Origin of the sequence: Pseudomonas sp. NFACC56-3 (assembly GCF_900100025.1) — a bacterium.
Lineage (GTDB): Bacteria > Pseudomonadota > Gammaproteobacteria > Pseudomonadales > Pseudomonadaceae > Aquipseudomonas > Aquipseudomonas fluorescens_AA.
On the sequence record NZ_FMTK01000012.1, the window covers coordinates 115,597 to 129,566 of the forward strand.

14 protein-coding genes are annotated in these 13,970 nt (G+C 61.6%); 8 read left to right on the forward strand and 6 right to left on the reverse strand.

Annotated elements, in window-relative coordinates; genetic code table 11:
- The first annotated feature begins 91 nt into the window (after nucleotides 1–91).
- Nucleotides 92–622, forward strand: coding sequence for a ferritin-like domain-containing protein (locus BLO80_RS17480; RefSeq protein ID WP_092171445.1), 531 nt, complete (start codon nucleotides 92–94; stop codon nucleotides 620–622).
- Nucleotides 623–753: 131 nt separating this feature from the next.
- Here the strand turns inward: BLO80_RS17480 and BLO80_RS17485 are convergent, their stop codons facing one another.
- Entirely contained in the window at nucleotides 754–2,829 is a 2,076-nt protein-coding gene (locus BLO80_RS17485; RefSeq protein WP_092330992.1) for an AsmA family protein, read from the reverse strand.
- 378 nt (nucleotides 2,830–3,207) lie between these two features.
- Here BLO80_RS17485 and BLO80_RS17490 point away from each other — a divergent pair, with 378 nt between their 5' ends.
- From BLO80_RS17490 to BLO80_RS17520, 7 genes are all read left to right on the forward strand, one after another.
- Nucleotides 3,208–3,633 (forward strand): hypothetical protein, encoded by a 426-nt coding sequence (locus BLO80_RS17490; RefSeq protein WP_092340948.1) that lies wholly within the window; start codon nucleotides 3,208–3,210, stop codon nucleotides 3,631–3,633.
- Nucleotides 3,634–3,789: 156 nt separating this feature from the next.
- A complete protein-coding gene (locus BLO80_RS17495) occupies nucleotides 3,790–4,422 on the forward strand; it encodes a TetR family transcriptional regulator (protein WP_092333180.1) in 633 nt (210 codons plus the stop codon).
- 273 nt (nucleotides 4,423–4,695) lie between these two features.
- Nucleotides 4,696–5,196 (forward strand): urease accessory protein UreE, encoded by a 501-nt coding sequence (gene ureE, locus BLO80_RS17500; RefSeq protein ID WP_092205336.1) that lies wholly within the window; start codon nucleotides 4,696–4,698, stop codon nucleotides 5,194–5,196.
- Entirely contained in the window at nucleotides 5,193–5,867 is a 675-nt protein-coding gene (locus BLO80_RS17505) for an urease accessory protein UreF (protein WP_092205335.1), read from the forward strand. Before ureE ends, BLO80_RS17505 begins: the two co-directional genes overlap by 4 nt.
- A gap of 9 nt (nucleotides 5,868–5,876) precedes the next feature.
- Nucleotides 5,877–6,491, forward strand: a complete 615-nt coding sequence (gene ureG / locus BLO80_RS17510) for an urease accessory protein UreG (RefSeq protein ID WP_060739393.1) — start codon at nucleotides 5,877–5,879, stop codon at nucleotides 6,489–6,491.
- Between the two features lie 30 nt (nucleotides 6,492–6,521).
- Nucleotides 6,522–7,094, forward strand: coding sequence for a HupE/UreJ family protein (locus BLO80_RS17515; protein WP_092333182.1), 573 nt, complete (start codon nucleotides 6,522–6,524; stop codon nucleotides 7,092–7,094).
- Nucleotides 7,095–7,278: 184 nt separating this feature from the next.
- The gene (locus BLO80_RS17520; RefSeq protein WP_092333184.1) at nucleotides 7,279–8,412 is read left to right on the forward strand and encodes an AGE family epimerase/isomerase; all 1,134 of its coding nucleotides are present in this window, start codon (nucleotides 7,279–7,281) and stop codon (nucleotides 8,410–8,412) included.
- A gap of 112 nt (nucleotides 8,413–8,524) precedes the next feature.
- On the opposite strand, the gene BLO80_RS17525 is transcribed toward BLO80_RS17520, so the two are convergent.
- The 5 genes from BLO80_RS17525 to BLO80_RS17550 all read right to left on the reverse strand — a co-directional run bounded on the left by BLO80_RS17525 (nucleotide 8,525) and on the right by BLO80_RS17550 (nucleotide 13,923).
- A complete protein-coding gene (locus BLO80_RS17525; protein WP_092333186.1) occupies nucleotides 8,525–9,289 on the reverse strand; it encodes an SDR family oxidoreductase in 765 nt (254 codons plus the stop codon).
- A gap of 850 nt (nucleotides 9,290–10,139) precedes the next feature.
- Nucleotides 10,140–10,856 carry an ABC transporter ATP-binding protein gene (locus BLO80_RS17535; RefSeq protein WP_018606262.1) on the reverse strand — a complete coding sequence of 239 codons (717 nt, stop codon included), beginning with the start codon at nucleotides 10,854–10,856 and terminating at the stop codon, nucleotides 10,140–10,142.
- On the reverse strand, nucleotides 10,853–11,725 hold the full coding sequence (locus BLO80_RS17540) for an ABC transporter ATP-binding protein (RefSeq protein WP_092333188.1): 873 nt from the start codon (nucleotides 11,723–11,725) through the stop codon (nucleotides 10,853–10,855). The genes BLO80_RS17535 and BLO80_RS17540 overlap by 4 nt, the downstream gene beginning before the upstream one ends.
- Nucleotides 11,722–13,005: a high-affinity branched-chain amino acid ABC transporter permease LivM gene (gene livM, locus BLO80_RS17545; protein WP_092333190.1), complete on the reverse strand. Its 1,284-nt coding sequence runs from the start codon at nucleotides 13,003–13,005 to the stop codon at nucleotides 11,722–11,724. The genes BLO80_RS17540 and livM overlap by 4 nt, the downstream gene beginning before the upstream one ends.
- A 3-nt stretch (nucleotides 13,006–13,008) precedes the next feature.
- The gene (locus tag BLO80_RS17550) at nucleotides 13,009–13,923 is read right to left on the reverse strand and encodes an ABC transporter permease subunit (protein WP_092333192.1); all 915 of its coding nucleotides are present in this window, start codon (nucleotides 13,921–13,923) and stop codon (nucleotides 13,009–13,011) included.
- Between the last annotated feature and the right edge of the window lie 47 nt (nucleotides 13,924–13,970).

Consider the following 13,970-nt stretch of genomic DNA (forward strand, 5'->3'; position numbering starts at 1 on the left):
AAACTTTTTGCCTCGTTCCTCACTCCACCTAAGAAGTGATCGCGCCAGCAGAGCGTGACGCTCCAACCGGATCAGCCTCCAGGAGAACGAGATGAGCGACATGCACTTATCCGATGTAACCACCCTTCGCGAACGTGCACGGCAGAACGTGCAGAACGGCGCAGTGACCGAAGGCTATGGCGCCGACCGGCAGGAAGTCATCCGCCTGCTCAACGAAGCGCTGGCCACCGAACTGGTCTGCGTGCTGCGCTACAAGCGTCACTACTTCATGGCCACCGGCCTCAAGGCCAGCGTGGCGGCCAGTGAGTTTCTCGAGCACGCGAACCAGGAAGCCGAACACGCCGACAAACTCGCCGAGCGCATCGTGCAGCTGGGCGGCGAGCCGGAGTTCAACCCCGACCTGTTGACCCGCAATTCCCACGCCCAATACGTCGCGGGCAACACCCTCAAGGAAATGGTGTACGAGGACCTGGTGGCCGAACGGATCGCCATCGACAGTTACCGGGAAATCATCCAGTACATCGGCGAAAAAGACCCGACCACCCGGCGCATCTTCGAGGACATCCTGGCCCAGGAAGAAGAGCATGCCGATGACATGGCCGACATCCTGGCCGATCTGTAAGAGCCTTCAGGCCCCAATCGCGAGCAAGCTCGGCTCCCACAGGGGACTGCATTCTGTCTGAAAGAATGCGGTCAACCTGTGGGAGCCGAGCTTGCTCGCGATGAGGCCAGCCGCCTTACCGTACAACCGGGCTACCGGGTAGGCTTGACCGTCACCGGCGCCTTGCCCGCCTTCATCTGCTCCAGTAGCGGCGCGCACTGGTTCGGCTCTCCGCCACTGGGCGCCACCAGCGCCAGCAACCCGGCCGCCGGCGCGGCGATCACCCCCAATGCCACCATCCCGGCACCGCGCAGCATCAGGGGCACGGCCTTGACGCCAGCGGCGGGCTTGGCGAACGGGCCGCGCACGTACAACGGCGAGCGCAGGGAAATCAGACGCCAGCCCTTGGACTCGGGGGTGACGGTCAGGTCCAGTTGTTCGCTCGCCATGTTCGCCGTGCCGTCGATGTAGATGATCGCGTTCTCCGTGTCGAACACGAACAGGCGCGTGGTCGCCAGGCCCGTCTTGATGTCGAAGTCCGCCGCCGCGCAGTTGATCTTCACTTCTTTGTCGCCAAAGATTTTTCCCACCACGTAGTTGCCGACGTTCAGTCCCGCCAGCTCCATCAATTCCCGACTGATGGCGCCATCGTTGATGAGCATTTTCAGCGTGCCATTGGCCGTGCCCAGCAGCGCCGCCACCGAATTGCCGCGCCCGGTGATGTCGGCATCGCCGTTCAATTCGCCGAAACTGGTTTTCATCGGTTCAAAACCCGGGAACAGCTGCTTGAGCTTGAACCCTCGCGCCGTCAGCTTCGCCTGGCCTTCAAGGGGCTGGGTGTGCCCGTTGAGGCGGATCTGCGCATCGAGGCGGCCACCGGCTACGCCGAAACGCAGGGGCTCCAGGCTCAACTGCCCATCATTGAGCACCAGGTGGGTATAAAGGTCGTTGAACGGCAATTGTTCGCTGTGAACGATGCGTTTGCCGGTGAACTCCACATCGGCGTCCATCACGCTCCAGCGCTCGGTGCGGAACTCTTCCACGGGCAAGACCTTGTCGGTCGGCTGTTTGCTGGCGCCGCCCCGGGCCTTTTGCTCGGCATTGGAGTCCGCACCGATCAGCGGCGCCAGGTCGCTGAACAGCAGTTGATTGGAGACCAGCGCACCACTGAGTTTCGGCCGCGGCTGGCTGGCGACATAGGCCAGGTCGCCATGGATATCGCTGTCGCCGATCTTGCCGTTGAACGCCTCGTAGCGGAACAGCGCCCCACCCGGCTCATGCAGCTTGGCAATCAAGCGGCCATCGGTGGCGTAAGGCGGCGAATCCGGCAAGGTCACGCCGGTCAGTGGGTAGAGATGAGCGAGGCTTTTGCCGGCCAGTTTCAGGCGCAAGTCCAGGGCCCCGAGATTCAGCGGGTCGGTGAGGGTGCCAGCCAGTTCGATGCGGGTGTCGCCGATCTTCGCCTGGGCCTGGAGCGGAAAGGGTTGTGACGCATCCTGCAAGGCCAGCAAGCCACCGACCTTGCCGGAGCCGCTCAGGTTTTGCCCGTGATACTGCCCGTTGACCTTGAAGGCGAACGCGTAGTCCTGCGGCGTCGCGCCTTGGTCCTGGGCTTTTTTGGCGGCCTTGTCGCCAACGATGTCGCTGAACGGAATGGGTTTGCCCAACGGGTCGATCAACAGGTCCAGGCGGGTCTTGAGTGTCTGGTCGTCGAGGGTGACGTGGCCCTTGTCGAAGCCGATGGCGCCAATGTCCACCACCCAGCTGGACGGTTCGGCGTCCGGATCCTTCGGGTCGAACTGGAAGGTCCAGTTGGCGCGACCGTCCGCCAGGCGCTGCAGGTTGGCATCGGGCTCCGTCAGGTCGATGCGCGGAATCACCACTCGCCGGGCCAGCAAGGCCAAGGGCGAAACGCGTAGCTCGACACGCTTGAGCGTGACCATTTGCGGGGTTTTCGACCAGTCCGGGTTCCCCAGGCTCAAGTCTTCGGCCACCACATGGGGCCACGGCAACCACGCGCGCCAGCCACCTTCCCCCGGTTCGCGCTGCCAGACCACCGCCAGGTTGCCGTTGATGGCGAAGGGGCGATGCAACTCCTCGGAAACCTTGGCATTGAGCGGGGGCTTGATGCGATTCCAGTCGAAGAACGCGATGACCAGGACCAGCACCGCCAGCAGGACAACAAGGCTGGCAAAGCTCCAGGCGAGGATTTTCGAGGTGCGCGTCATGCACAAGGCTCCTGATGACAAGTCAGCGTCCGCAACCACGGCGCTGTTGGAAAGACGAACCTGCAGTGGGTTTGTCATGAAAGGTTGGACTGATGAAACGACCAACAGGTGCCGATGAACGGCACAAAAAAAATGCCGGGATCCTGACCGATCAGCCAACAAACTGTTACCGCGCCCGCACATTTACGAGTCACAAATGGGTACAAAATACCCATCACAGTGCAAAACCGCACCCCGGAAACGCCCGTTCTAGAGCCTTCGCCCGGAACAATCAATTCCGTTGATTATTACCATTGCGTTTTTGAACTTTTATATCGACTTATCGAGAGTAGCATTGCCCTCGTACCCACTTTATCGCCCCTCCAAGGAGCAACGATCATGAAACGCCAATTACTGATGAGTCTTTCACTTTCACTGCTGGCCTCTACCGCCTTCGCGCTGCCAGCCTCCGAACAAGCCACGCCACAGGTCAAGGACAGCCATTCTGTCTACAGCCAGACTGTTGCTGAAGGCGGACGTGAACGTCTGGAACAAAAAGGCCTGGTCGAGGGTGGTTCTGACCGCACGCCACAAGGCCAAACCTTGGCTGAAGGTGGTTCTGACCGCACTCCGCTGGGCGAATCCCTGGCCGAAGGTGGCTCCGACCGCACTCCGCTGGGCGAATCCCTGGCCGAAGGTGGCTCCGACCGCACTCCGCTGGGCGAATCCCTGGCCGAAGGTGGCTCCGACCGCACACCACTGGGCGAAGCCTTGGCAGCTGACGGTGGTGACCGTGTGATCGAACGCAACGGCTCCGTGAGCTAAGCCCATGGCGGCCTTGAAAAAAGCCCGATTCCTGCAATCGGGCTTTTGACTTTTCAAACCCCTCGTTTTCCTCGCCCGATCCCTCTCTACCGTTCGACGTCGACAAAGCCGATTTGCTAGAGTGCATCGCTCCCGTGACCAGAAGCCAGCCCTGCGATGCTGCCCCGCGCCGAACAGAAACAACAGACCCGAATTGCCCTGATGGACGCAGCCCGTCATTTGATGGAGTGCGGCCGGGGCTTCGGTAGCCTGAGCCTGCGGGAAGTCGCCAGGACGGCAGGTATCGTGCCCACCGGGTTCTACCGGCACTTCAAGGACATGGACCAACTGGGCCTGGCGTTGGTCAGCGAAGTCGGCCAGACCTTCCGCGAGACCATCCGCCTGGTACGCCACAACGAGTTCGTCATGGGCGGCATTATCGATGCGTCGGTGCGGATCTTTCTCGATGTGGTACAAGCCAATCGATCCCAATTCCTGTTCCTGGCCCGCGAGCAATACGGCGGCTCCCTGCCGGTGCGCCAGGCCATCGCCCAATTGCGCGAAGGCATCAGCTCGGACCTGGCCGCCGACCTGGCCTTGATGCCCAAGCTGCAGCACCTGGACCTGGCCGCCCTGAGCGTGATGGCCGACCTCATCGTCAAGAGCGTGTTCGCCACCCTGCCGGACATCATCGACCCACCGGCCCAAGCCCTCCCCGAACACCTCACACCCCAGGCGAAGATTACCCAGCAACTGCGGTTCATCTTCATTGGCCTCAAGCATTGGCAAGGGTTGGGCAGTACCGAATAGACCCGGATGTACCCACTGTGGGAACGAGCTGGCTCGCGATAGCGTTGGGTCAGTCAGCATTGATGCCACTGATAGACCGCAATCGCGAGCCAGCTCGCTCCCACAGGTTCTTTTTGTGCATGCCGTGAAATGGTGCACAACACCCCGTCGCGCACCAATATGGCACGCAATCCGCCCCATCCTGAAACGCCATCCCAGCTATTTCCTACACCTTCTTCGATTGGCAAGCCCCTTGCTCTAAACACAGCACCGTTCATTGCTGGAAGCACTCCGATGCTGGTGATCCACCGCAGAATCGACACTCAACCGCGCTGGGACGCCGAGCTGCAGCTGACCTTCGACGCCCGCAGCAAAAGCCGCCTGCGCTGTTTCAGTGCCGAAGGTGAAGACGTGGGGTTGTTCCTGGAACGAGGCCAGCCGCCGCTGTACGACGGCGAATGCCTGCAGGCCGAAGACGGGCGCATCGTGCGCGTCCGCGCCCGCGCCGAACAATTGCTGCACGTCACCTGCGCCAACGCCTTCGAACTGACCCGCGCCGCCTATCACCTGGGCAATCGCCACGTGGCCCTGCAAGTGGGCGATGGCTGGCTGCGCCTGCTGGACGACTACGTGCTCAAGGCGATGCTCGAGCAACTGGGCGCCAGCGTCGAATCCATCGAAGCCCCGTTCCAGCCAGAACACGGTGCCTATGGCGGCGGCCATCATCATTCCCGGCACGGCGACGAAGACTTCAACTACGCGCCGCGCCTGCATCAGTTTGGCGTGCGCACATGAATCCGGCCTGGGCGCTGCTGCGTCTGGCCAGCCCGCAGCTGCCGATTGGCGGCTACAGCTATTCCCAGGGGCTGGAGATGGCGGTGGACAATGGCCAGGTAAAAAACCCCGACGATGCGCGGCGCTGGATCAGCGATCAATTGCTGCTGAACCTGGCACGCTTCGAAGCGCCCTTGCTGCTGGCGCACTGCACCGCAGCCGCCGCTGACGATTGGGATGCGCTGCTGCGACGTTGCGAAGAGCACCGTGCCAGCCGGGAGACCCGCGAGCTGTATCAGGAGAGCCGGCAGATGGGCTACTCGTTGCAGCAATTGCTCGCAGGCCTGCCGGAACTCGACCACGCCGCGCGAGGCTTTCTCGAACAGCGCAGCGAGCCGCATCTGGCGCTGGGCTGGGCCCTGGCCGCCCGCGCCTGGCAGATCGCCCCCCAGGACGCCCTCGCCGCCTGGCTGTGGAGTTGGCTGGAAAACCAACTGGCGGTGCTGATGAAAACCCTGCCCCTGGGCCAGCAAGCGGCCCAGCGCCTGACCAGCGAACTGCTGCCGCTGTTGCAACAGGCCCAGCACGACGCCTCGAACATCGACCCCGATCATTACGGCAGCGCCGCGTTTGGCCTGTCCCTGGCGTGCATGGCCCATGAGCGCCAGTACAGCCGTCTGTTCCGTTCCTAGGAGACACACATGAATACACAACCTCTGCGCGTCGGTATCGGCGGCCCGGTGGGCTCCGGCAAGACCGCCCTGACCCTGGCCCTGTGCCTGGCTCTACGTGAACGCTACAACCTGGCGGTGGTCACCAATGACATCTACACCCGCGAAGACGCCGACTTCCTGGTGCGCAACGAGGCCTTGGCGCCGGAGCGGATCATTGGCGTGGAAACCGGCGGCTGCCCGCACACGGCGATTCGCGAAGATGCGTCGATCAACCTTGAAGCGGTGGACCAGTTGAACCGGCGCTTCCCGGGCCTGGACCTGATCCTGGTGGAATCGGGCGGCGACAACCTGTCGGCGACCTTCAGCCCGGAGCTGTCGGACCTGACGATCTATGTGATCGACGTCTCGGCCGGCGACAAGCTGCCGCGCAAGGGCGGGCCGGGCATTTGCAAATCCGACCTGCTGGTCATCAACAAAATCGACCTGGCACCCCTGGTGGGCGCATCCCTGGAGATGATGGACAGCGACACCCGACGGATGCGCAACGGCAAGCCTTTCGTGTTCAGCAACCAGAAGACCGGCCAAGGCCTGGACGACATCATCGCCTTCATCGAGCGCCAGGGCCTGCTGAGCGCCGCCTGATTTTTCGACTGACAACAAGGAAGCTTATCCATGACGTTCAAACGCATTCTCGGCGCCTTCGCCCTGCTGCTGACCCCGGCCCTGGCCTTCGCTCACCCCGGCCACGGCGACAACGGCCTGATCGCCGGCCTCGGCCACCCCATCGGCGGGCTCGACCATTTGCTGGCGATGCTGGCGGTCGGTTTGTGGGCTGCGCAACAACAAGGCGCCGCGCGCTGGGCACTGCCATGCACCTTCGTCGGTACGATGCTGCTTGGCGGCCTGCTGGGCTTTGAAGGCCTGGACCTGCCGGCGCTGGAAAGCGGGATCGCCGCCTCGGTGCTCGCCCTGGGCCTGGCGGTGGCACTGGCGGTGCGTCCGCCGTTGAGCCTGGCGGTCGGTGCAACCGCCCTGTTTGCGCTGTTCCATGGCGTGGCCCATGGCTTGGAACTGCCGGACATGTCGAGCCCGTGGGCCTATGCGGCAGGCTTCGTCGCGGCCACGGCGGCGCTGCATGGCGCAGGTTTTGCGCTGGTGCGGGTGTTGCCGCAAGCGGCGGCGCCATTGGTCAGGTTGGCCGGGGCGGCTTCGGCGGGGGCCGGGGTGTGGTTGTTGGCCAGCTGATTCTTTAGCGCCTGCCTGGCCGCCATCGCGAGCAAGCTCGCTCCCACAGTTTGTTCGCGGTGTGCACTGGCCCCTGTGGGAGCGAGCTTGCTCGCGATGACGGACTTACAGGTGCCACCTCTCTGGAGTCGGTCACTCTGCTACCATGTCGCGCAATCGCCCCCAGCCGTGACGACCTCCGCCGATGCCTGATGCTTCCCGCCCCGCCCCCCAGCCTGAATTGATCGCCCTGTTCGCAACAGTGCGTCAGCATTTTCACGACGTGATCGTGCCGATGTGGCAAGGCCCGGGTTGGAATGCCGAACTGGCGCTGCCCTATGAATCCCTGGATGCCGGACATGCGCCGCTGCCGCCCCAGCGCTACCGCGCAATGGCCTGTGCGCGACAGTTGTATGTGTTCGCCAGCCTGATTGGCGAAGTCCCCGAGGCCGAGGAGCGGGCCAGTGCCCTGTTCCGCTCGCTGCAACGGCATTTCCACGATGCCGAACATGGCGGCTGGTTCTACAGCATCGACCCCCAAGGCGCGCCGCTGGACACCGGCAAAGACCTCTACACCCACGCCTTTATCCTGTTCGCCTGCGCCCATTACTGGGACAAGGTCCGCGAACCGCTGGTGGAGTCGGTGCTCAACGCCAGCCTGGAAGTCATCGCCCAACGCTTTGCCAGCGCAGACGGGCTTTACGAAGCCAGCCTCAAGCGCGATTGGTCAACGACCGGCTCCGGCCCGTTGCAAAACCCCTTGATGCACCTGGCCGAAGCTTTCCTCGCCACGCTCTCGGTCCGCGAGGAGGCCACCGTCCGTCAAGCATTGCTGAGCTTGTGCGACGGGATGGCCAAGCATTTCATCGAGCCGCAGCAACGGGTCATGATGGAAAAACCGCTCAAGGCTGTGGATAACTGGTTCGAGCCGGGCCACCAGTTCGAATGGTATTACTTGCTGGCTTCATCGCCGCTGTTGCGCAACGGCAAGCTGCACACCGCCCTGGAGCGCAGCTTCGACCATACCCAACAACGCGGCGTCGATCCGGAATCCGGCGCCGTGTGCGCGATGCTGGACCCGGAACCACAAGCAAGCCCGCGCGATGCCACCCAACGCATCTGGGCTCAGGCCGAGTACCTGCGGGCACTGACATTACGCCCTGGCAACCAGGGGGTGTTACTGCGTCAATTGCAGGCTTTGCAGCAACACTTCCTGCATGCCAGGGGCTGGAACGAATGCCTGGACGCCGACGGCATGGTCAGCCGCCGGGACATGCCGTCCACCACGCCGTATCACCTGCTGACCTGCTATCGCGGGCTGGCCGATTACTTGGTGTAACGCTCCTGTGGCGAGGGAGCTTGCTCCCGCTGGGCTGCGTAGCAGCCCCAAAGCTGACGACTGCTTCGCAGCCGAACGGGAGCAAGCTCCCTCGCCACAGATGTCCACCCTATCAAGCCTTGTTGCGCTCGATGGCAAACCCGGCCCAGGTCTGGCTCACCGGCATCAGCTCCAGGCTGTTGATGTTGATATGCGCCGGTGTGTTGAGCACCCAGAAAATCGTATCGGCGATGTCCTGTGGCTGGATCGGCTCGGCGCCGGCATAAGTCGCGTTGTAGCGCTCCTGGTCGCCACCGAAGCGCACCAGGGAGAACTCGCTCTCGCACAGGCCCGGCTCGATGTTGCTCACCCGCACGCCGGTGCCTTGCAGGTCGCAACGCAGGTTCAGGGAGAACTGTTTGACGAACGCCTTGCTCGCGCCATACACGTGGCTGCCCGGATACGGGTAGTTGCCGGCGATGGAACCCAGGTTGACGATCCCGGCTCCACGGCCGTGGGCGATCAGCCGCGGCAATAGCAGGCGTGTGCTGTAGATCAGCCCTTTGACATTGGTGTCGACCATGGTGTCCCAATCATCGAGGTCGCACTTGGGGGCCGGGTCGACGCCCAGGGCCAGGCCGGCATTGTTGATCAGCCCACGCAACTTGACGAAGGATGGTGGCAGGTTGGCGATGGCCTCTTCCATGGCCTTGCGATCACGCACATCCAGGACCAGGCCATGGACTTCGGTCTGCTTCGACAACTCGGCACACAGGGCATTGAGGCGTTCTTCACGACGACCGGTCAGCACCAGTTTCCAACCGGCCTCGGCAAACCGACGGGCACAGGCTTCACCAAAACCGGACGTCGCGCCAGTGATAAACAGGGTGTCAGACATCGTGTTCTCCTTGTTTGAACTGCAAAAGCCATTGAATGGAAATCGGCCCACAGCATGCCCGGCCTGGCACGCCAGGGGCAAGGCTTGCGCATGAGCTTTTGGCCACGGCTGCTCATAAAACAACCAATCCACGCCAAGCCTTTCCCAACAAGGCCCGCAGCCGGTTGCCCGCACCTTATCCACAGGCACGTCCACAGTAATCGGGGGCAAGTGAAAATCCCGCAGGCCGCTGTGCATAAGGCTTTTCGGGGTATTTGGAAAATTTTTTCGCTTGACCCTGCAAGAGAGGTTGTGCAGCGCACGTTATCTGCTATAAGCCAGCGCAAAATAGGCGATGGCTCCAAGCCAGTAACGACGGCCCTCAGCGCGGTCTTTCCAGAGTTTAGTCACAGACTTATCCACAGGCTTGCCCACACGCTTTCGAGTCCATTGCCGTGCTCATAAAAGTGTTGACAACAGCCGCTCCCGCTTGACCAAAAACGCCTGATCAAAAAATGATCATAGCCCTGCAAGCCACGTATTCAAAGGCTTGCAGCCAGCTACTCCCACGTTACCCACAGCCAGCTCCACAGCAAACGGGGACAAGTCAAAACCGTGACAAAACAACTGTTTGCGGCGACTTTATGTCGCGGTTTCGCAGGGGCTCAGGATTGTTGTCCACAATTCTGAAAAACATACAAAGCCCCCTGTGGGAGCGAGCTTGCTCGCGATAGGTTTGGCTCAATCAACATCGATGTCGGCTGACCTGCCGCTATCGCGAGCAAGCTCGCTCCCACAAGGGCGGGTGGTGGTTTGGAGGGATAAAAAAACCGGCGATCTCTCGCCGGTTTTTTTCATTACATCAGTCGCCTCAATGCCCGCCCAGGTACGCGTTGCGCACTTCCTCGTTGGCGAGCAGTTCCTTGCCGGTGCCGGTCAGGCGGATTTCACCGTTGACCATCACATAGGCCCGGTCCGACAACCTCAGGGCGTGGTTGGCGTTCTGTTCCACCAGGAAGATGGTCATCCCGGTGGACGCCAGTTCACGCAGGGTGGCGAAAATCTGTTTCACCACGATCGGCGCCAGCCCCAGGCTCGGCTCATCGAGCAGCAACAACTTGGGCCGGCTCATCAATGCCCGGGCGATGGCGAGCATTTGCTGCTCGCCACCGGACATGGTCATGGCCCGCTGGTTACGCCGTTCTTTGAGCCGCGGAAACAGCTCGAACATGCGCTGCATGTCTTCGCTGGCGTATTTGTCACCGATGGGAATGGTGCCCATCAGCAGGTTTTCCTCGACGGTCATGTCCGGGAATACCCGTCGCCCTTCCGGCGACTGCGCGATGCCATTGGAGGCGATGTAGTGCGACGACTTGTGGGTGATGTCCACGCCCTGGTAGATAATCTGTCCGCCCGCCGCACGGGGCTGGCCGAAGATAGACATCAGCAGCGTGGACTTGCCGGCGCCGTTGGAGCCGATCAGGCTCACGGTTTCACCTTCGCCAATGTGCATCGAGACTTTTTTCAGGGCCTGGATCGGCCCGTAGAACACGTCCAGCTCCTTGAGTTCGAGGATAGGCCCACTCATACCAGTTCCTCTTCGTCGGCACCCAGGTAGGCCGCGATCACCTTCGGATCGTTGCGAATCGCCTCGGGACCGCCCTCGGCGATCACGTTGCCGTGGTCCAGCACCACGATGTGATCGGAAATGCTCATTACCATGCCCATGTCGTGTTCGATCAGCACCACGGTCAGATCATGCTCGTCGCGCAGCAGCCGGATCATCGCGCTCAGCGCTTCGGTTTCCTGAGGGTTGAGGCCGGCAGCCGGTTCGTCGAGGCAGATGATCTGCGGGCGCGTGCACATGGCCCGGGCGATTTCCAGGCGCCGTTGCTGACCGTAGGAAAGCTCCCCAGCGAGGCGGTTGGCGCAGTCCACCAGGTCCACCACCTCCAGCCAATAGAAGGCATGGTCCAGCGCATCGCTTTCGGCCTTGCGGTAACCCTTGGTGTTGAGGATGCCCGCCAGCAGGCTGCGGTTGACCCACATATGCTGGGCCACCAGCAGGTTTTCCAGCACCGACATTTCCTTGAACAGGCGAATGTTCTGGAAGGTGCGTGCCAAACCGGCGCGGTTCACCAGGTGGGTGCCGCCGAACATCTTGTAGTACAGCCGGCTGGCCAAGGACTTCGGCGAGACGAAGTCCGTCGGGCGAAACGCTTCTCCCAACAGCTTGATGACGTTGGTTTGCTCGCCGCGCACGTTGAGCTCGATCTTGCCGCCCGTGGCCTTGTAGAAACCGGTCAGGCAGTTGAACACCGTGGTCTTGCCCGCGCCATTGGGGCCGATCAGGGCGAAGATCGAATTGCGCTTGACCTGTAGGCTGACGTCACTGAGGGCCTTGATCCCACCGAATTGCATCATCAGGTTTTCGACTGAGAGTACGACTTCGCTCATGGCGCTACTCCTTTACGCGGCGTCACACCGGTACGGCTGATGCGAATCAGGCCGCGGGGGCGCCAGATCATCATCAACACCATCAGTATGCCGAACAGCAGCACCCGGTATTCCGCAAACCCCCGCAGCAGCTCCGGCGCCACGGTCAGCACGAAGGCCGCGATTACCACGCCGATGGTCGAGCCCATGCCGCCCAGCACCACGATGGCGAGGATCAGGGCCGATTCGAAGAAGGTGAACGATGTCGGATTGACGAAGCCTTGGTAAGTGGCGAAGAACACACCGGCCAGGCCGGCCGTCGAGGCCCCGATGGTGAACGCCGAGAGCTTGACCAATACGTGGTTCAGGCCCATCGAGCGGCAGGCGATTTCATCTTCGCGCAAGGCTTCCCAGGCGCGACCGACCGGCATGCGGGTCAGGCGATGCTTGATGTACAGCACGGCCAGCACGACGAGGAACAACACCGCGTAGATGAAGTAGTACTTCACGTCCGGGTTGTAGGCGATGCCGAAAAACTCATGGAAAGGTACGCCGCCATCCTTCGCCCTTTTACCGAACTCCAGACCGAAGAAAGTGGGCAACGGCGCCGCCATGCCATTCGGGCCGCCGGTCAGGGATAGCCAGTTATTGAGGACCAGCCGGATGATTTCACCAAAGCCCAGGGTCACGATCGCCAGGTAGTCACCGTGCAGGCGCAGCACCGGGAAGCCGAGGATGCAGCCGGCCAACCCCGCCGTGATCGCCGCCAGTGGTAGTACCGTCCAGAACCCCAGCCCCAGGTATTGATAACCGAGCGCCAGCCCATAGGCACCGATGGCGTAGAACGCTACGTAACCCAGGTCGAGCAGGCCGGCCAGACCGACCACGATGTTCAAGCCCAGGCCCAGCAGCACGTAGATCAGCCCGAGGATGACCACGCCCAGCAGATAGGAGTTGGAGAAAAACGGGAACACCACAGCGATGACGATCACCAGCGGAATGATCCAGCGCAGCCGGGTCTTGTAGTCGGGCGGCAGAACATGAACCCCGGAACCGCTGCTTTCAAAGCCTTCAAGAATTTTCAGGCCCTTGGGCGTTTGCAGGAACAGGCTCAGGGCAAAGCGGCCAGCCATGACGATGGCAACAATCCACGCCACTCGGGTCGTTTCCAGATTGAAACCGTAGCCGTCGAGGACCACGCCAACAATCGGACCGAACACAATGAGGGCAACCAGACCGGCAAGAATCGCGTCAACCAGGCTTCTTTTGATATCAATGGTTTTATGAGTGGTTGAAGACATCGCTTACACCTTCGACACAAGAGGACGGCCAAGCAGGCCTTGGGGCCGAAAGACCAGAACGAGAACGAGCAGCGAGAAGCTGAAGACGTCCTTGTAGTCCGAATTGACCAGGCCGGAGAACAGCGACTCGGAGATCCCGAGAATGATCCCGCCGAGCATCGCGCCAGGCAGTGAGCCGATCCCGCCGAGTACCGCGGCGGTGAACGCCTTGATGCCGATGATGAAGCCGGCATAGAAGTCGAACGTGCCGTAGTTCATGGTGATCAGCACGCCGGCCAGGGCCGCCATCGCTGCACCAATGATGAATACGTAGGAAATCACACGGTCGGTGTTGATCCCCAGGATAGAGGCCATCTTGCGGTCTTGCTGGGTCGCGCGGCACATGCGGCCGAGCTTGGTGTACTTGATGACGTAGGTCAGCAAGGCCATCCCGGCAAACGCAGCGATGAGGATGAAGACCTTGGTGTAAGTCAGTTGCACGAACCCGGTGCCGACTTCGACACGCCAGGCTCCCGTCAGCAAGGTTGGAACCCCTTGTTGCTTCGCGCCCTGGGCGATCTGTGCATAGTTTTGCAGGATCAGCGAAATACCGATGGCGCTGATCAGCGGTGCCAGTCGGGTGGAGTTACGCAGAGGTTTATAGGCGACACGCTCGATGACCCAGCCATACACCGCCGTGACAATGATGGTGAAGACCAGGGTACCCAGCATCAGCAGAGGGAAGGATTCAATACCGAAGTATGCCAGCAGAGCCAGACTGATCGCCGCGAGGTACGCGGAGATCATGTAAACCTCGCCATGGGCGAAGTTGATCATGCCGATGATGCCATAGACCATTGTGTAGCCGATGGCGATCAGGCCATAGACCGACCCGAGGGTCAGGCCGTTGACCAGTTGCTGCAGGAAAATACCATCCATAACGCAATCTCACGCAGTGAGAACCTGCACACCCTTGAGTGTGCGGT

Coding starts and splice junctions, on each gene's coding strand:
- BLO80_RS17480 (WP_092171445.1), top strand. CDS start 92: ATGAGCGACATGCACTTATCCGATGTAACCACCCTTCGCGAACGTGCA.
- BLO80_RS17485 (WP_092330992.1), bottom strand. CDS start 2,829: ATGACGCGCACCTCGAAAATCCTCGCCTGGAGCTTTGCCAGCCTTGTT.
- BLO80_RS17490 (WP_092340948.1), top strand. CDS start 3,208: ATGAAACGCCAATTACTGATGAGTCTTTCACTTTCACTGCTGGCCTCT.
- BLO80_RS17495 (WP_092333180.1), top strand. CDS start 3,790: ATGCTGCCCCGCGCCGAACAGAAACAACAGACCCGAATTGCCCTGATG.
- ureE (WP_092205336.1), top strand. CDS start 4,696: ATGCTGGTGATCCACCGCAGAATCGACACTCAACCGCGCTGGGACGCC.
- BLO80_RS17505 (WP_092205335.1), top strand. CDS start 5,193: ATGAATCCGGCCTGGGCGCTGCTGCGTCTGGCCAGCCCGCAGCTGCCG.
- ureG (WP_060739393.1), top strand. CDS start 5,877: ATGAATACACAACCTCTGCGCGTCGGTATCGGCGGCCCGGTGGGCTCC.
- BLO80_RS17515 (WP_092333182.1), top strand. CDS start 6,522: ATGACGTTCAAACGCATTCTCGGCGCCTTCGCCCTGCTGCTGACCCCG.
- BLO80_RS17520 (WP_092333184.1), top strand. CDS start 7,279: ATGCCTGATGCTTCCCGCCCCGCCCCCCAGCCTGAATTGATCGCCCTG.
- BLO80_RS17525 (WP_092333186.1), bottom strand. CDS start 9,289: ATGTCTGACACCCTGTTTATCACTGGCGCGACGTCCGGTTTTGGTGAA.
- BLO80_RS17535 (WP_018606262.1), bottom strand. CDS start 10,856: ATGAGTGGGCCTATCCTCGAACTCAAGGAGCTGGACGTGTTCTACGGG.
- BLO80_RS17540 (WP_092333188.1), bottom strand. CDS start 11,725: ATGAGCGAAGTCGTACTCTCAGTCGAAAACCTGATGATGCAATTCGGT.
- livM (WP_092333190.1), bottom strand. CDS start 13,005: ATGTCTTCAACCACTCATAAAACCATTGATATCAAAAGAAGCCTGGTT.
- BLO80_RS17550 (WP_092333192.1), bottom strand. CDS start 13,923: ATGGATGGTATTTTCCTGCAGCAACTGGTCAACGGCCTGACCCTCGGG.